Genomic DNA, 18547 nt, shown 5'->3' with positions numbered 1-18547 from the left:
TATAACAACATAATAATTTAAATTATAATTTCTGTTTCCTTTATGAAAACGATTCCTCATGTTACTTTATTTTTATCCTTTACGCAACCGTTTTCATAAATCTATTTTAATAAAAGCGTTTTCACTTTGCAATAGAAATTTATTTTTTTTAATAAAAAAAGATGCTCTAAGAGCATCCTTTTTTATTATGAAATACGATAAACCCTTGTTTCATAAGGCTTTAACGTGATTTTAGTTACTTGTTCATGTTCCGCAATTTCATAGTTATTTAAAAGCAAACGTTTGCGTTCTAGTGCAAATGAATCGTCATTATACACAGCTTCCTCTTTTGAGATATTACTAATTACAACGATTTTTTCATCGTTTAATGTACGAGTATATGCATAAATTTGCGGATCATCTTCTAAAAGTAAATCGTACGTACCGTAATTCAGTACATCGTGCTCTTTTTTCAGGGCAATCATTTTCTTATAGAAATTGAAAATAGAGTTCTCTTCATTCTTTTGCTTTTCAACATTAATTTCTTTATAGTTTGGATTCATACCAAACCAAGACGCACCTGTTGTGAAGCCAGCATTTATCTCATCGTTCCAATGCATAGGTGTACGTGAATTATCGCGGCAAGAAGCCCATATAATTTCCATCATATCTTGATGGGATACACCCTCTGCAATTTTCTCGCGATATAAATTTTTAATTGCTACATCATCGTAATCTTCAATATTTGGGAATTGAACATTTGTCATCCCAATTTCTTGTCCTTGATAAATAAACGGTGTACCGTGCATAAAGAAATACATTGCTCCAAGAGCTGTCGCACTTTCACGCCAATATTGTTTATCATCTCCCCAAGTTGAAACGATACGTGGCTTATCGTGATTCTCAATATATAAAGCATTCCATCCTTTATTCTCTAACCCTTTTTGCCATTTCGTTAATACCTTTTTCAATCCTACAACATCAAGGTCTTTCTTCTTTTCTGCATCCCATAAACTTAAATGTTCGAATTGGAATACCATATTGAACTTACCTTGCTCTTCTCCAACCCAAAGCTCAGCATCCTCAATCTTAACACCATTCGCTTCACCAACAGTCATAATATCGTACTTAGAAAATGTATTTTCTTTTAACTCTTCTAATAAAGGTTGAATACCGTCCACATTCATATGTTTATCAAAAGATGGTACATACTTTAGTTCTTTTGGATTTGGCATATCTTTAAAGCCATCTTCTTTTTTAATATGGCTGATCGCATCCACACGGAAACCATCAATTCCTTTATCAAGCCACCAATTAACTGTATCGTATAACACTTCGCGAACTTCTTTATTCTCCCAGTTTAAGTCTGGCTGTTTACGCGAGAATAAGTGTAAATAATATTGTTCTGTTACTTCGTCATATTCCCATGCCGAACCATTAAAAATACTTTCCCAGTTGTTCGGTTCCGCACCATCTTTGCCATCGTGCCAAATATACCAATCACGCTTCGGATTGTCTTTAGATGAACGAGACTCAATAAACCATGGATGTTCATCACTTGTATGATTAATAACTAAATCAATAATAAGCTTCATATCACGCTTATGAACTTCATCTAGTAAAGCATCGAAGTCTTCCATCGTACCGAACTCATCCATGATATCTTGATAATCACTAATGTCATAACCATTGTCATCATTAGGTGACTTATACATTGGACAAATCCAAATTACATCTATACCTAAATCTTTTAAATAATCCAGTTTTGCAATAATACCTTGTAAATCCCCAATACCATCACCATTTGAATCCATAAAGCTACGTGGATAAATTTGATAAGCAACCGCTTCTTTCCACCATGTTTTATTCATAGTCATTCTCTCCTTTTGCATTCCATCGGAATTTTTATGCAAACGTTTTCGTAACACTATCATAACAAAATATGAATAGTTTGCAACTGTTTTCATTGAACTCTATGTAGATTCCTCATTCTTATGCTTTATTTATTTCTCACAAAGACAAATCTCATTCCTCACCTGCTCTTGTCCACGCACGATACATACGCTTTTCATATATTAATAAAAAGCACTGCTTATTTTAGAAAGGAGTGATACATTGAAACAAACAAAATTAACAGGTCGTATCGTTGTTCCTTCAGATCCTGACTATGATGTAGCCCGAATGAATTTAAATTTAAGTATTCAAAAACTCCCTTGTATTATTGTTTTTTGCCAAAATAAAAATGATGTGTGTAACGCCTTAAAATGGGCACGCGAGCGTCATGTACCATTTCGCTTAAGAAGCGGACGTCATAGCTATGAAAATTTTTCTCTTTTAAATAGAGGACTTATTATTGATGTGAGTGAAATGCATCGCATTACTGTTAATACAGATAAATTAACAGCAACAATTGAAGCTGGTGCAAACCTTGGCACTGTTTATAAAGAGCTTTGGAATTATGGTGTGACAATACCAGCTGGTACAAGCGCAAGCGTTGGAATTGTTGGATTAACACTTGGCGGTGGTATCGGTATGCTTTCACGCTTATTTGGATTAACATGTGATCAATTAATAGAAGTTGAAATGGTACAAGCATGTGGTAAATTTGGAGCAAAAATCATTCGTGCAAGCGAACATGAAAACCATAACTTGTTTTGGGCGTGCCGCGGCGGTGGTGGTGGCAACTTCGGAATTATTACTTCTTTGACTTTTCGAGTACACCCTATAAAAAATGTATCAATCTTCTCGATTACATGGGAATGGGAGGATTTTATTGCTGCATTTCAAGCTTGGCAAAAATGGGCGCCTTATATAGACGAACGTCTCACTTCATCAATTGAATTATTTACAAAGCAACAAAACAAAATTGAAGCACAAGGTGAGTTTGTTGGCTCTGCCTCTGAACTCCATACCTTATTATCTCCTCTTCTTGAAACTGGTACCCCCTCTCTCTTTATAGATGAAGTTCCTTATATAAAGGCTGTTGAATTTTTTAACAGTGGTAACATCCCTGAAAACTTCAAGCGCTCCGGTTCCTACGTATATAAACCTATTCCTCTTAAAGGAATTCAAATCATGCAGTATTTTCTTTCTCATGCACCAAACAAAGATGCGAGTATTTGGCACCAATCACTCGTTGGTGCTGTTGAAAATATTCCGCCTACTGAAACAGCTTATTTCCATCGTAAAGCAATTATTGCGCAAGAATACATTACCTCTTGGAAATGTGATGATGAAGAAAATCGAAATATACGCTGGGTTAAAGATTTACGAGAAAGCTTAGATCCTTATACACTAGGTGACTATGTCAATTGGCCCGATATCGACATTAAAAATTGGCAAACTAGTTATTATGGCCCTAACTTTCAAAGATTACGTAAAGTGAAAACCATATATGATCCTTGCAATGTTTTTCGTTTTCAACAAAGTATCCCACCCTTTCATACGTAAAAAAAGGAAGAACAAAATACTGTTCTTCCTTTTTACATTGAAAATCGTTCAATTGTTTGTTTCAAGTCTGTTGCTTGTTTCTCTAAATCCTTTAATAATTGATCGATCGCTATCATATTTTTAGATTGTTGCAACGTCACACGTGCTACTTCTTGTGAACCTGCTGATGTTTCTTCAGCAATTGCTGCTACAGCCTTCGTCTGAGCTCCTGTTTGATGAATGTGACTCACTTGTTCGTTCATATAGCCACTAATTTGCTTCGTTGCATCGGCTACTTCCATAACACTTGATGACATTTCTTTTAAAATTAATTCCGTAGCTTCCCCACGTTTCGCCTCTTCTTTAGCTATTTTCACTTGTTCTGTCATTTTCATTGCAACTTGTTGTACTTCCTCTTGCATGTTTCGTAATAACTGCGATATGTTTCTTGCAGAATGATCGCTTTCATCAGCAAGTTTCCGTACTTCTTCCGCAACAACCGCAAAGCCTCTTCCGTGCTCTCCTGCACGAGCAGCCTCAATAGAAGCGTTTAGTGCTAATAAATTAGTTTGGCTAGCAATCTCACTCACAACAGATACAATGTGTTCTACTTGTTTCATTCTTTCCTCTAACTTCTGTACATTTTGCATTGAATCTTCATTTTCTTTCGCCAATGTTTGAATACCTTGAATTAAAGACGTAAAGACACGAGTACTATGTCCTAAAGCTTGCACCATTTCTAAAGACAACTCATCAGACTGTTTTGCTTTCTCTTCTACTTCACTTGCAATAGAAGTTGTTGTATCAACAGCAGAAACAATCGCTTGAATTGATGCCGCTGATTGCTCAGCGCCAGAAGAAATCTCTGCAAGTGTTTCAGAAACACCTTGTGCTTGTTTCGTTGCTTCACCTGTTTGTTTTCTAATTTGCTGTACTTGATTGTTTGTATACGAAAATGTAGTATCAATATTTTTTACCATACCTCTTAAGTTCCCCAGCATCATATTAAATGCTACACTTAAAGATTTAATCTCATCATCTGTTGTTGGTAACGGGACATCTTCACGAATATCGCCATCCGCTGCCTTTCTTGCAGCCTCCTCCAACTTTCGCAGTGGTTTAATTAAAAAAATTGCTGCTCCATATGCTAAAATTCCAGACCATACTACACCTAATAACATAACGATAATATTATAAACAGTTTGACTTACATAACTTTGAAAATAATCGTATACCACATAAATAAAAAATATACTTGTTGAATATGTAATTAAAGCTAAAACTGTAGTGAATAGCATAAGTTGTGTACGTAAGCCAAAGGAAAATGTCTTCCTTTCTTTTTCCATCTCTTCTTTCCCCCTTTTTATAAGCAATATAAGTACTACCTATATATTATTATCCATATTTTCGTTATAGAAAGATATAGGGATTTTAAAAATCATTATTCCCTTGAATATCAAATCACCCAAAAAAAATAAAGGATTCTGACAATTTATGACTAATAACAGAAATAAGGGGCAACATTTGTAAAATATATTTTTGACTGGGGGTTTTGTATGATTCAGGTTCGAAATCTAGTAAAATCATTTGGCTCACTTGATGTTTTAAAAGGAATTGATTTAGAAGTACAAGAAAAAGAAGTTGTTGTTTTAATTGGTGCCAGTGGTTCCGGTAAAAGTACATTACTTCGCTGTCTTAACTTTTTAGAAATGTACGATGAAGGTGAAATTCACTTACAAGGTGAACGAATTGATCCAAAGCATTCAAATTTAAACAAAGTCCGTGAAAATGTCGGTATGGTTTTTCAGCACTTTAACCTCTTTCCCCATATGACCTCACTAGAAAACATCATAGAAGCACCTATTCATGTAAAAAAATTAGAAGCTGCAAATGCAAAGGAAATTGGAAATCAGCTTTTGCAAAAAGTCGGTCTACAAGATAAAGCAGATGTAACTCCCCACCTCCTGTCAGGTGGTCAAAAACAGCGCATTGCCATTGCACGAGCTCTTGCTATGAATCCTAAAATTATGCTATTTGATGAACCCACCTCAGCCTTAGACCCTGAACTTGTTGGAGAAGTATTGCAAGTTATGAAAGAACTTGCTGAAGAAGGAATGACTATGGTTATTGTTACTCATGAAATGAATTTCGCAAGAGATGTAGCTGATCGTGTCATTTTTATGGATGATGGAAAGATTGTAGAGGACGCTCCGCCAGCGCAATTCTTTTCAGCTCCATCACATGAACGAGCAAAACAATTTCTACGCAACGTTTTATAATGTAACTTCTGTTTCAAGCGAAAAGAAATACATTCATACGGTGCATAGCTAATCATCTAAATAAAATATCTCAATAACATACTTAAAACCATCCGTATGATCAATATATAGGAGGGGTTTTATGAAAAGAAAACTATTAACCATTGTTGCGAGTATTACATTATGTACATCCTTTATACTAGGAGCCTGTAGTAAGGAAAGTGCTACTACTTCTTCAAATGGTGAAAAAGAATTTCGTTATGCGATGAGTGGCTTGTATAAACCTTTTAACTATAAAGAAAATGACGGAAAACTTGTCGGTTTTGATGTGGAAATAGGTGAGGCACTTGCGAAAAAAATGAATATGAAACCAACACCTATTACAAACCCATGGGAAACGCTAATCCAAGGTCTCAAAGCGAAAAAGTATGATGTAATACTGGGCAGTATGGCAATTACAGAAGAACGCTTAAAAGCTGTTAATTTCTCAAATCCTTATTATCGTTCTGGTGCCCAAATCTTTGTAGCTAAAAAGAATACGTCTATCTCTTCACCAGAAGATTTGAAAGGTAAGAAAATTGGTGTTGTAAAAGCTAGTACCTTTAAGGACCTTGTTGCAAAACATACAGATCAAATTACAGAATACGATAGCGATATTACTGCACTTATGGACTTAGAGCCTGGACGTATTGACGCAGTAATCACAGATCAAATGGTTGGTTTGCGCATGATCAAAGAAGGTAAATCAAATATAAAAGAAGCTGGAAAACCATTAAACCTTGATGAAATGGGAATTGCTATTCGTAAAGATGATAAAGAAATGGTTGAGAAAGTAAATAAAGCTTTAGATGAAATCATTAAAGATGGTACGTATGAAAAGATTAGTAAAAAATGGTTTGGGCGTAACATTCTTGGTGAAGAGGAAAAAACAAAGTAAATTAGCTAGTCAAATGTTCCATGAATTATGCCCCACTTTTTATCCCGCTATTTATGGGCAGTAAAACTCCCAATTAGTGTGGGTAAATAATCAGTGGGGTATTTCATTCCCTACCAAAATCCATACAATATGAGGTGACACATATGTTTGAAATTTTTATGTCTACTTATCCCACACTCTTAAAGGCTACTATTGTCACATTACAATTAACACTAACATCCCTATTACTCGGTTCACTAATTGGATTACTATTCGCTTTTTTTCGAATCTCTAATAATAAAGTTTTAAATAGTATTGCTCATGTATATATCGCCATTATTCGTGGTACACCTTTAATTGTTCAAATCGCCATTCTCTATTTCGGTATTACATCTATTATTGTTTTCACCCCTTTTTGGGCAGGAGCAATTGCTTTAGCAATCCATAACGGTGCATATATTACTGAAATTTTCCGCGGATCCATCCAATCTGTTGACCGTGGACAATTGGAAGCTGCTCGCTCTCTAGGTATGCCGTATCCTTTAGCGATGCGCCGCATCGTATTACCGCAAGCATTTCGTCAATCTCTTCCTCCTTTAGGAAATCAGTTTATTATTGGATTAAAAGACTCTTCCCTCGTTGCATATGTAGGATTGTCCGAATTATGGGGATCAGGTTTATCAATTGCTGCAGGTAACTTCCAACAATTAGATACATACATGATCGTTGGTTTATATTACCTCGTACTTGTTCTTCTATTTACTTATTTTGTTAACCTTTTAGAAAAACGACTACAGCGAAAAGAAACAAATTCAGTTCAAGTTAGTGCAAAGAATAAAAAAGAAGTCTCTTTATAAGAAAAAGCAAGCCAGAGATGGCTTGCTTTTTCACTGCAAAAATATATTAATTTTTATTGATTTGCTTTTTTAATGCTCTCTTCTTCCTCTATATGTTCCTCACGATATGAAATATTATGAGGATCTAGTCCATTTCCTAAAGAACCATAGAAATGCTCTCTATGCGGATCCACTAATTCACTTCCTTGATAATACACACGTGGTGTATTCCATAGCGCTGCCAAAGCTTTTGTCATTGGCATCTCATGATAGCGTTCCGGCCACATTTCTTTAATCTTTTCTTTTACTAACGGATAGTATTTTGAACTCATAGCAGGGAACAGATGATGTTCTGTATGATATGAGAAATTGAAATGTAAAACGTCTACCCAGCGCGGCACTGTTACTGACAAACAGTTTGCTAACGGATCATTTACTGGAACAATTGGATTTAAGCGGTGATTTGTTGCGATATATGCCATTACAATAAAGTTAGCAATTAACAACGGAATGACATATGCAAATAACCATTTTCCAGGTCCCATAATAAACAATAAACTAATCCAAACTGTCCAAGGCAAAAGAAGTTGAAGCCATACAGATTTTTGATTGGATGACTTGAACTCTTTTATAAAATGAAAGAACATTCGAGTCGAATGCAATGTAAATTGAATTGTTAGTGACAGAAAACTAAAGAATGAACGTACATGTAGAGGCATACGATATACCCAACTCAAAAACTTACTCTTCTTAAGTTTCTCAAGTGTCGGCCATGCATCCGGATCATTCTCTTCATGCTGTGTATGAACATGATGCGTTGCATTATGCCACTTTCTCCAAAGCTTTGGCCCTGTTGATAATGGCATAAATGCAATCGCGCCTAAGAAGTCACGAAGCCATGCCTTTCTTACAACTGTTCCATGTAAAATTTCATGCCCTAAAAATCCTAGTGAAGCAAAACATAATCCAAGAACAATCGCAATTCCTAGATTCGCCCACACATTCAATTCAAATACACCAATCGATATTAACCCCGCCAATGCCACAAGCAAATAGGCCAGTCCACCAAATAAACGAGTAGGCACTGGTTTAAATGCTTTTTTCGGCAAATGTGGTGATACACGTGCTGCATACCACCCAAACGTATGAAGCTCCTTCATCCTTTTGCCCCTTTCTTATGCCGCGCCTTGCGCAACTTACATATATCAATTCTTGCTTCCAGATTGATTTTTACTAGATGATCCAAAAAGCATCTATTATAAGGAAAATATACTCACTCTATCGTCACTTATTTTTCGCTTTTATTATCAATGAAAAACATTTCTCTTTTTACTCTCTATCAACCTTTCCACATGATGAATCATAACAATAGAATTTCTATATTGTCAATAACTTTTATGACCTAGTAATAAAAGTTGGTTATATTTTTATAATCATACTTTATTTCACTAAAGAAAATGTATAGATTCCATAAGGATTCACCTACTATATATAGACATTTTCTTAAACGCCATAGACTCTATCTCATTCAATAACTCTCTATGTAATCAACAAACAGAATCACTTAAATTTAGTTTTATATAAATCCTACTTCTTCATAATGCCCCACCTAATTAATTATATTAAAATAATTTATAACCTCTTTTAATAAAGATAGACTACTTCTAAAACAACACACATGAATTTCATATAATATGGAAATATTAAAAGGAAAATTGTTCTAAAATCAGGAGGTTTCCGCAATGACAAGTGATACATTTCCACAACTGCCGCTATCTTATTGGATTGAATCTACTCAGTTTCCTACTTTCTCTCGTTTATCCGAAAATATAAAGACGAAAGTTGCTATTATCGGTGCTGGTATTACAGGTATTACTACTGCTTATTTACTTGCAAAAGAAGGCATCGATGTTGTGTTAATTGATTCTGGGCTTATTTTAAATGGAACGACTGGACATACAACAGCAAAGGTAACAGCACAACATGATCTTATTTATGATGAATTAATAAATCATTTTGGTGTAGAAAAGGCCGGGCTTTACTATGAATCAAATAATAAGGCTCTACAATTCATAAATGAAACTGTTCAAACATATAAAATCGACTGTAATTTCTCAAATGAAGATTCATATTTATATACAACTACTGATAATGGATTAAGAAATTTATCGAAAGAATATGAAGCTTATCAAAAATTAAATATACCTTGTGACTATGTTCAATCTCTATCGATTCCTATTCCAGTACAATCTGCGCTTGTAATGAAAAATCAAGCACAATTCCATCCCCTTCTTTATTTAAAAACACTTTTAGAAAAGTTTGTGGAGATGGGCGGAAAGGTCTACGAACAAACAACAGCTATGGATGTGGAAAAGGGAGATTATCCACAAATAATTACAAAAGAGGGCCATCATATCACTTGTGAATATATCGTCTCTTGTTCACATTTCCCTTTTTATGATGCGAATAGCTTTTTCTTTACGCGAATGTACGCAGAACGCTCCTACGCTCTTGCAATAAAAGCAAAAACGGAGTACCCAGGTGGCATGTATTTAAGTATTGATGATCCAAAGCGCTCCTTACGCTATATAAAAAACAATGGAGAAAAATTAATTTTGATTGGCGGAGAGAGTCATAAAACAGGTCAAGGAATAAATACGATGCTTCATTATGAAGCACTCTATTCTTTTGCTGAAGCAACTTTTGGAATAGACGAAGTTCCTTATAGATGGTCAGCACAAGATTTAATCACTCTAGATAAGCTTCCTTATATCGGACATATTAACGAAAGAAATCCAAATATATTTGTTGCAACTGGATATCGCAAATGGGGAATGACAACTGGAACTGCTGCCGCTCATTTACTGAAGGACTCCATTCTAGAAGTCCACAATCCCTATAAGGAACTGTATGCACCATCACGCTTCCATGCAAATCCAGATATAAAAACGTTCCTCTCCCAGAACATTGATGTTGCGAAACATTTAATTGCAGGAAAGATTGAAACCGCATTACGTAAGCCAGAAGATCTCGAAGTTGGTGAAGGATCTGTCGTACATGTTAACGGTAAACGAGCAGGTGCTTATAAGGACAAAGAAGGAAAATTACATATCGTCGATACAACTTGTACACATCTCGGCTGTGAAGTTGAATGGAATAATGGTGATTGTACTTGGGATTGCCCTTGCCATGGTTCTCGTTTTTCAATTGAGGGAGACGTTCTTGAAGGCCCAGCAGATCAACCGTTAAAACGAGTTGATAATGAGTAAACAAATAAAGAAGTTCAACAGAATTACTGTTGAACTTCTTTATTTGTTATAAAACCTTTTCAGAGTTGAACTTCGATATTTGTTATAAAACCTTTTCAGATAAATTCCGACACAAGGAGGAAAATATTAACATAAAACAAAATAATATATTCATGTACAAATAAAAGGGGTGAATACTATGCAACCTTCAGCTCCACCTCATCTAGAATCTACAGAAACTATCTTTTCAAACTCTATTACAAGACTTGTTGTTTTTATTTGTTGGCTAGCCATTTTAGCTGATGGATATGATTTAGGTATTTACGGTGCCGTTCTACCAAAGCTCCTAGAAGACAATAGCTGGGCACTTTCACCAGCTCACGCTGGAACTATTGCCAGTTATGCTTTGTTTGGGATGTTTATTGGCGCTATTCTAGTTGGAACCATTACAGATCTAATTGGACGAAAATGGACACTTATATGCTGTTTAGCACTTTTTTCTATCACAATGGGCCTAGCTGCTATTGCTCCTTCTCCTGAATTATTTGGGCTATGGCGATTTATCGGAGGAATTGGACTAGGCGGTGTTATTCCAACAGCTTCCGCACTTACTGTTGAATATTCACCAAAAAAGCGACAATCTTTTATTTATGCTCTTATGTTTACTGGCTATCCTTTAGGTATCGTGTTAGGTGCTATTTTGTCTATATTTATATTAGAAGACTTCGGATGGAGAATTATGTTTGGCATCGGAATGATTCCACTACTCCTCATTCCTTTCATTATTCGTTATTTACCTGAATCCATTCAATTTTTATTATCACGTAATCGCCAAGAAGAAGTGGACAAAATTCTTAATCGTTTTCAAATTGAATTCTATGCAAAAGATGAAACTCATCAAGCCCCATCTAATATACGAAAGAGAAATGGGTTTCTTACGCTATTCTCAAAAGAATACATAAAATCAACACTGCTTTTTTGGCTCACTTATATAATGGGGATGTTTTTAATATACGGTTTAAATACTTGGTTACCGCAGATGATGCGCCAAGCAGGATACCCTCTTGGATCTAGTTTATCATTTCTACTTATGCTAAATATTACTGCCGCTATCGGTGCATTATTTGCTGGAGCAATCGCGGATCGTATAGGAGCTAAAATTGTTATCAGCATCTCCTATCTTATGGCAGCTATATGTATTGGACTATTAACAATTAAACCATCTGTTACAATCATTTATCTTTTAATTGGTCTTGCTGGAATTGGATCAGTCGGTATTACTCAAATATTAAATGCATATGTGACACAATACTTCCCATCACATATCCGAGCTACTTCCTTAGGCTGGGGACTTGGACTTGGTCGAGTTGGTGCGATTGCTGGTCCTATCCTTGTCGGTATTATTATGACAATGCAATACGACCTAGCTTGGAATTTTTACTTATTCTCATTCGCAGGTCTTCTCGCAGCTATATCTGTTTTCTTTATTCCTACAAAATGAAAAAGAGCACAAGCTTACTTGTGCTCTTTTTCATTTACTGTAAACAACATATCTCGAAACAATGTATTTAAACTCTCAATATCGATCCCTGATTTCTTTTCAATTCTTTTTACATATTGCTGATAGTAATGAATTTGTTCTTCTAAAAATTGATTTAACATCTTAACTTTCAATCCAACATCTAGTTCAGTACCTGCTTTTTTCTTTATTAATAACTTTTCAATTTCCTCTAACACACTATGCTCCAATGATAATTCTGTAATCAATCGATCAAATTCTACAGGAGGTAAAGTCGCTTTCTCCTCTAACCATTTACAAGCTAAAATAGGACGCAATACATAAAAGTACTTTTTCAATTTTACATTCTCACCTTGCAAAAATTCACGATAATTTTTTGAAGCCATATGTAAGTAATGATATATCGTTGCTTTTGGATCAAAATTCGTTTCACTCATTTGCTGAAGCTGTTCTGGAAAATTAGAGTTTTTCGAATAAAAAATCGGTGAACGAATCCATTCGAGTAAAGCTGGATTTGACTTTGCGAATAGTTGTAACGCTTTTTTTATATCCCATCCGCTTATATCTAAATCATCACTAATTGGATACTCAATTACATCTCGTTTATCATGAATTGATAAATACCATTCTACCGGATGCATATAAACGAATCTAACATCATAATCACTGTCTTTCGAAGGAAATCCCCAAGCACGACTCCCTGACTCCACTGCAAATAAAATTTTTACATCATTTTCTTTTTCAATTCTTTCTAACTCCACCTTAATTTTCTCTCTCATTTCATACCCTCTCCATTTTTTGATTATTTCCTTGGAAATTCGACAAATATACTACTCAGTTTACTACATACTAAAATAGCTGTCAGAAAACTCCTGACAGCCAGACAAAATTCTTTATTTTTTACTTATTCTTTTCTGTTACACTAACCGCAATTCGTTCAAACTCTTTTTGAATCTCCTCTTTATATGCGTCTACTTTTGAAAAATCCATAGCAGCAATATAAATTCGTTCTAATTTATCACGAACTGATTTCGCTTTCGCTAAGAAAGACATCGCCTCATTCATTTTTGCTTTATATTGAATGGAGACATCGCGAATTTCCTCTGCATACTTCTCATCCGTCCCTGGTGTCACAATAAGGGCATACATATCTATAATCTCATCACCTTCACGACTCGGAAAATATTCATGTGGTGCGGTGCTATCAAAAATTGCAAACCCTAATTCTCTTACGATAACCATATCAAGACTATTTGGATCAAATCCACAATGATATACTTCAACTTCAAACCCTTTTTCTTCTGCTACCTTAGCTAATTTTTTGAGCATTGTTGATTTCCCAGAGCCTGGGCGTCCTTTTATAAAATAACGATGTGGTAATCCTTCTGTTAAATTAGGAACAAAATCAACTGCTCCTTTCGGTGTAGCTGCTCCTAAAAAGCGATGTTTCACAAGCGATTGTTTCCCGCCTTTATCTGTAAATAATTTTTGAATCAGCTGATCGGTTAGTTCATTCGCTTTATTAAAATCAATATTACTAATATATATTTTCTCCCACTCATCATGTATAATTAACGCCTCGTTAAAACGAGCGTAAGCAGCTTGAAAAGCTTTGCTTGCTTCTGAAACAAATCGTTCAATTTCCGCTTTCTGCTTTCTTAATTTATCTGAATCCCAAGCAACCCCTAAATTTATATACTCCTCGACAACTCCTGGCATTTTCGGCTCAATAACATGCGGTGATGTTCCATCAACAATTCCTACTTTTAACTTCGGAATAATTACACCATCAACCGATTTATTATCAGAAGAACAGTGTAAAAATTCAATATCATATCCTTTTTCAACCCATTCACGGCCTATTGCCTTAATTAAAGAAGATTTCCCCGTTCCAGGGCCACCCTTTAAAATAAATAACCTGTTTAGCCCTTTTAAATTCTCTTCATATAAATTATGAAACCCTCTAGCTGTATTTCCACCAGCATAATAATTCAATATATTCCCTGTCACTGCACTCACTCCTTCGCAGCATTCTATTTACATAAGCTACAATATGCGAGCAACTTTATTTGGGTGAATACCTATTTTGTATTGCACAAAAAAAGGAAATGAATTACAATTTTATTATATCAAAAATTCTGAACTTTAAATTAAATATACCTTTATCAAGAGAGGCAGAGGGACCGGCCCTTTGAAGCCCAGCAACCTCAGTTTATACAAACTGAATAGGTGCTAATTCCTACAAAATGCATTGCATTTTGAAAGATAAAACGTAACTATTGTGTGCAAAACTCATCTTTCTTGATTATGAAAGGTGAGTTTTTTATATTTCAAAACATATATTGGAGGTATTTAAAGTGAAAGTAATTGACCTATCCCAAACATTTGAAAACAATATGTCTCAATTCCCTGGAACACCAAAAATCAATTTAGAAGCCATTACAAACGTTGAAGAAACAGGTTATCAAGTTACAGATTTTCATTCTGTCGTTCATGTTGGTACGCATTGCGATGCCCCTGCCCATTTCATTTCAGGCGCAACTACTATCGATCAATTATCCCTAGATCAATTTGTAGGCGAAGCTGTTCTTATTGATGTAACTCATGTACAAGAACGAAAATTACCTAAAGAAGTATTACACAATGCCGACATAAAAGAAGGGGATATTGTCATTTTCCATTCCAACCTATCTAATAAATGGAATACAAAAGCATATGAACAAGAAGCCTTTTATCTTTCCGAAGAATTAGCTGAAGAATTAGTTCAATTAAAAGTAAAATCTGTTGGTTTAGATTTCATTTCTCCTGACGAGGTAACGACAGAAACATCACCGATTCATCACATACTACTTGGGAATAATATTTATTTAATTGAAAACTTAACAAACTTAGATGCCATTAACACGAAACGTTTCTTTTTCTCAGCAGCACCTTTAAAAATTAAAGATAGTGATGGTGCTTTCGCAAGAGCATTCGCTGTTATTTTTTAAACAAATTATACAAAAAAGCAAAGATCATTATTGACCTTTGCTTCTATATTTTTTATTTAAACTAAGAAAGAATTGCTCGACACGAGGACGTACCCAAGCTAAATAATCTTTCTCTTTCTTCTTTGTACAAGCTATTTCTTCTCCATCTACCATCTCGACAAGCTCTAGCTCTAACAGTTGCCTCGTAAATGCTAACATATTTATTTCTTCGGCTGGATACTCTTCTTTTAATTTCTCCTCAATTTCCCCCAATAAAAAACCGTCACGCATCATTGCCAATGCATCAATCCAAAGTGGCGGCATTTCATATTTTTCTCCTGTAATTGTATCTTTTACAATATAATTCTTTTGCTCTTTTCGAAATTGAATCGTGTGCAAACATACAGTCGAATTTAATGTTAATTCCATCATACCACCTCTTTCATCATATCTGCATAGAAAAAAGGATGCGCGTGCACCCCTTCTTTTTCTAACACTACCGAACCGTTACATGAATAATAAATCTCATGTCGATATTTTCCTCCATTATAAACGAAGTATTTTATAAAAAAAACCCTTCTTGAAACATTTTATAAAATGTTTATATTTACACAACAAGAACACTTTTCTGAAAAATATTTTCTTCTAGCACATTATACTATCGGTAAAGAAATCTCCACTTTCGTTCCTATTCCCACGCTACTTTGGATCGCTATACTTCCTTGATGTTCCTGAATAATTTTATATGTAATCATTAATCCAAGTCCCGTACCATTCTCCTTTGTTGTGTAAAAAGCCTTTCCAATCTTCTCTAACTTCTCCTTCTCTATACCAAAACCCTGATCTTCAACAGAAATACACAAATACCTTTCAGTTTTTTGATATGCACGGATATGAATATCTCCACCTTCTGGCATTGATTCTATTCCATTTTTAATAATATTTAATAACACTTGTTTTAATTGTTTATCATCACCATTTATAACAGGTAGATTCCCATCTACTTGCAAATGAAATCTCACTCTATATTGCGCTGCATAACCTTCCATTAGCTGTACAACATATAAAAGGATTTCCCGTATATTACGCCATTCATAATTCGTTGATTTCGGTTTTCCTAATAACATCAATTCACTAACAAACCCGTTAATTCTTTCAATTTCCTGTAACATAATGTCATAACTCATCGTATCTGCAGGGTTTCTTTCTTTTTGCATTTGGGCAAATCCTTTTAAAGCTGTTAATGGATTTCGAATTTCATGTGCGATTGTTGTAGACATAGTCCCAATCACAGCTAAATTCTCCGTCTCTTTCATATTGTTCATCATTTCAACAACTGTTCTTACATACGACTGAAATCGTTTTAACAAAGAATGTGAAATAATGAAATAGAATACACATAAAACAAGTGGAATTACCACTTTTAAATCTTGTAATAGCAATGTGAAAAGCACGTACTTTCCAATTACACTAAAGGAAACTAAATAAAAATATTTTCTATTCACGAAAACTGGAGCAAATAAAATTAATAACATTTCTACCATACTACCATGTTCAAAAGCTCTATCCGTTCGCAAATAAATCATTAAATTATTAACAAGATTGATAAACATGTACCCAAATAAAAATAAATATTTTACAGAATATACATACCCTCTTTTTTGAAGATATATCGAAATAGGAAATAATGCTATTACAAATATATACACACCTATCCCAAGGCTACCTTCTGGCCAACCTACCGCCGTTCCATTAATATTCATAGCAGGATACACAAAATAGTAAATAACGTCATATAAGAAAAAAATAATATAGAATAATAATATAAATACTTTTAAAGCTTTTCTTTCCTCATAAATCAAGCTTTTAAATTTGTTCATATACATACTCCTCATGATCTATACAAAAAAAACTTCCACTATTGTCTCCTTAAATTATAAGTATGAAATTGCTTTCAGTACAATATGTAACCTTCTAACGCTAAAAGGAAGGAGAAATCTCCTTCCTTTTAGGAACAACTTATATCCATCTTACCCTATCATGTAGCAGCCCATCCGTAAAATCATTACTCCCCACTACAAAATCCTTCATATATAAATTTAAATATTCTCCATACTTACTTTCTGTATTTAATAATAATTCCTCTACATAATAGGCACCTTGTTTAAAGTTATCAAAAAGTAAACTACACAAGCCAGCATAAATTCCGCACCCTACTTGGAAGTAAGTTGCATTCGTTTTATATTTACGAAAAACTTGGCTACTATTCATTACGTTATACATATATGTCTCACTATTTTCATAAACGAGTAATACACCAACTAGATCCTCGCCAGCAATCTCTTCTTCCGCTGGGTTAAATACTTTACGATTCCAGTTCCATAAGTCTTTTACCTTATCTAAATTCTGTCTAATCACATTTGTTGTATACTCGTTAATTCGGTAAAGAAACCCAACTTCCATGTTGAAGTTTTTCCCTAAAATTAAAACTTCCTCATGTGGCATTAAACAACCATAAAACTCTTTCTCTCCCAACTTTACTCTATACTCTGAAGCATATACATCTTCATAAAAATAAAGAGGACGATGGTGACTCATATACATCGGATAACTCCATATTGCTTCATCTAGAAATCGCTCGACTGCCCATGAAGCATAAAGTGTATGAGGCTTTATAAGTGCTGTATCATTTAAAAATGACGTATCATGTTCTACTATATAGCATGCTTTTGGCTTTTCATTCGGGCGTTCCTTCATAAGTTCAACAACCATCCATTGAACAACACCTGGATTCATACCTGAGCCTATAATTGCTTTTGTATTTGTAAACTTCTCTTTCTCCTTCTCAAACCTCGTATATCTTTCCGTAAGCTGAAAGCCGATTAAACTATCGTCCTGATCTACTGCCTCATTTTCCAAAGCTGAATTAATATAACAAATTCCAAGTTCATTACAACAGCTTAATACTCTGATTGTATCTGCCCCCGAAACATCAATAACAACACTCGTACTACTTTCTTTTAAATGCTTTTTAAATGTCACTACATCTTGTAGGTCTATTTCGGATAAAAACAATTGATCTTTCAAATTTGGAAACAACTCGTCATAATACGTCCTATCTTTTTGTTTTATATCAACCAAATGAATTTTGGCATTCTTTAATACTTTATAAATTGGATCTTTTTCATTTGCTATCGCTTGATTTAAAATTGCTAAAACTGCTTTTGCTGCTCCACCAGCACTACCAAGCAATGTAATTGATAACGAATTCGGAAACTGCTCCACAAACAAAACCCCTTTAGTAAATTAGTTAAGCAGTTCTCCCTCAAAAAACAAATTGAATACATCAAAAGATAGCTCGTACATATTTTTTATCATTTAGCACAAGATTTC

General features: G+C 34.6%; 14 protein-coding genes, 2 pseudogenes and 1 riboswitch. Of the genes and pseudogenes, 7 read left to right on the top strand and 9 right to left on the bottom strand.

Features of this window, described 5'->3' with window-relative positions; genetic code table 11:
* Positions 1–185 precede the first annotated feature (185 nt).
* Complete coding sequence (locus DN390_RS19745; RefSeq protein WP_147808174.1) at positions 186–1850, bottom strand: glycoside hydrolase family 13 protein; 1665 nt, start codon at positions 1848–1850, stop codon at positions 186–188.
* Positions 1851–2094: 244 nt separating this feature from the next.
* On the opposite strand from DN390_RS19745, the gene DN390_RS19740 reads away from it, so the two are divergent.
* Positions 2095–3429 (top strand): FAD-binding oxidoreductase, encoded by a 1335-nt coding sequence (locus tag DN390_RS19740; protein ID WP_147808173.1) that lies wholly within the window; start codon positions 2095–2097, stop codon positions 3427–3429.
* Between the two features lie 32 nt (positions 3430–3461).
* On the opposite strand, the pseudogene DN390_RS31795 reads toward DN390_RS19740, so the two are convergent.
* Positions 3462–4034: pseudogene (locus tag DN390_RS31795) on the bottom strand (methyl-accepting chemotaxis protein); the annotation flags it as partial.
* A 369-nt stretch (positions 4035–4403) separates the two neighbouring features.
* Positions 4404–4589, bottom strand: a pseudogene (locus DN390_RS31790) (HAMP domain-containing protein); the annotation flags it as partial.
* A 375-nt stretch (positions 4590–4964) separates the two neighbouring features.
* On the opposite strand from DN390_RS31790, the gene DN390_RS19730 reads away from it, so the two are divergent.
* The 3 genes from DN390_RS19730 (at position 4965) to DN390_RS19720 (ending at position 7439) form a co-directional block, all read left to right on the top strand.
* Positions 4965–5687, top strand: coding sequence for an amino acid ABC transporter ATP-binding protein (locus DN390_RS19730; protein ID WP_000616944.1), 723 nt, complete (start codon positions 4965–4967; stop codon positions 5685–5687).
* A gap of 121 nt (positions 5688–5808) precedes the next feature.
* The gene (locus tag DN390_RS19725) at positions 5809–6603 is read left to right on the top strand and encodes an ABC transporter substrate-binding protein (protein WP_101167856.1); all 795 of its coding nucleotides are present in this window, start codon (positions 5809–5811) and stop codon (positions 6601–6603) included.
* A 143-nt stretch (positions 6604–6746) separates the two neighbouring features.
* Positions 6747–7439 (top strand): amino acid ABC transporter permease, encoded by a 693-nt coding sequence (locus DN390_RS19720; RefSeq protein ID WP_097950423.1) that lies wholly within the window; start codon positions 6747–6749, stop codon positions 7437–7439.
* A 53-nt stretch (positions 7440–7492) separates the two neighbouring features.
* Here the strand turns inward: DN390_RS19720 and desB are convergent, their stop codons facing one another.
* Positions 7493–8578, bottom strand: coding sequence for a Delta(10) desaturase DesB (gene desB / locus DN390_RS19715; RefSeq protein WP_060629366.1), 1086 nt, complete (start codon positions 8576–8578; stop codon positions 7493–7495).
* Positions 8579–9160: 582 nt separating this feature from the next.
* Between desB and DN390_RS19710 the strand changes: the two genes are divergently transcribed.
* Entirely contained in the window at positions 9161–10687 is a 1527-nt protein-coding gene (locus DN390_RS19710; RefSeq protein WP_147808171.1) for an FAD-dependent oxidoreductase, read from the top strand.
* Positions 10688–10865: 178 nt separating this feature from the next.
* Positions 10866–12167 (top strand): MFS transporter, encoded by a 1302-nt coding sequence (locus DN390_RS19705; protein WP_147808170.1) that lies wholly within the window; start codon positions 10866–10868, stop codon positions 12165–12167.
* A 14-nt stretch (positions 12168–12181) separates the two neighbouring features.
* On the opposite strand, the gene DN390_RS19700 is transcribed toward DN390_RS19705, so the two are convergent.
* Both DN390_RS19700 and DN390_RS19695 read right to left on the bottom strand, forming a co-directional pair.
* Positions 12182–12964, bottom strand: a complete 783-nt coding sequence (locus DN390_RS19700; RefSeq protein ID WP_147808169.1) for a nucleotidyltransferase domain-containing protein — start codon at positions 12962–12964, stop codon at positions 12182–12184.
* Between the two features lie 121 nt (positions 12965–13085).
* Positions 13086–14195 (bottom strand): PRK06851 family protein, encoded by a 1110-nt coding sequence (locus DN390_RS19695; protein WP_060629362.1) that lies wholly within the window; start codon positions 14193–14195, stop codon positions 13086–13088.
* A 149-nt stretch (positions 14196–14344) separates the two neighbouring features.
* Positions 14345–14457, top strand: a riboswitch (SAM riboswitch).
* Between the two features lie 85 nt (positions 14458–14542).
* On the opposite strand from DN390_RS19695, the gene DN390_RS19690 reads away from it, so the two are divergent.
* Positions 14543–15175: a cyclase family protein gene (locus DN390_RS19690; protein WP_147808168.1), complete on the top strand. Its 633-nt coding sequence runs from the start codon at positions 14543–14545 to the stop codon at positions 15173–15175.
* A 27-nt stretch (positions 15176–15202) separates the two neighbouring features.
* Here DN390_RS19690 and DN390_RS19685 read toward each other — a convergent pair whose 3' ends face one another.
* From DN390_RS19685 to DN390_RS19675, 3 genes are all read right to left on the bottom strand, one after another.
* Complete coding sequence (locus DN390_RS19685; protein WP_000424105.1) at positions 15203–15583, bottom strand: hypothetical protein; 381 nt, start codon at positions 15581–15583, stop codon at positions 15203–15205.
* A 224-nt stretch (positions 15584–15807) separates the two neighbouring features.
* A complete protein-coding gene (locus DN390_RS19680) occupies positions 15808–17034 on the bottom strand; it encodes an ATP-binding protein (RefSeq protein WP_060629360.1) in 1227 nt (408 codons plus the stop codon).
* Positions 17035–17173: 139 nt separating this feature from the next.
* The gene (locus DN390_RS19675; protein ID WP_147808167.1) at positions 17174–18439 is read right to left on the bottom strand and encodes an S-adenosylmethionine decarboxylase related protein; all 1266 of its coding nucleotides are present in this window, start codon (positions 18437–18439) and stop codon (positions 17174–17176) included.
* Between the last annotated feature and the right edge of the window lie 108 nt (positions 18440–18547).

It is taken from the genome of Bacillus sp. SH7-1 (genome assembly GCF_008042405.1).
Taxonomy (GTDB): domain Bacteria; phylum Bacillota; class Bacilli; order Bacillales; family Bacillaceae_G; genus Bacillus_A; species Bacillus_A thuringiensis_N.
Note: the sequence above shows the minus strand (reverse complement) of the source record. Positions and strands in the feature narration are given on the sequence as shown.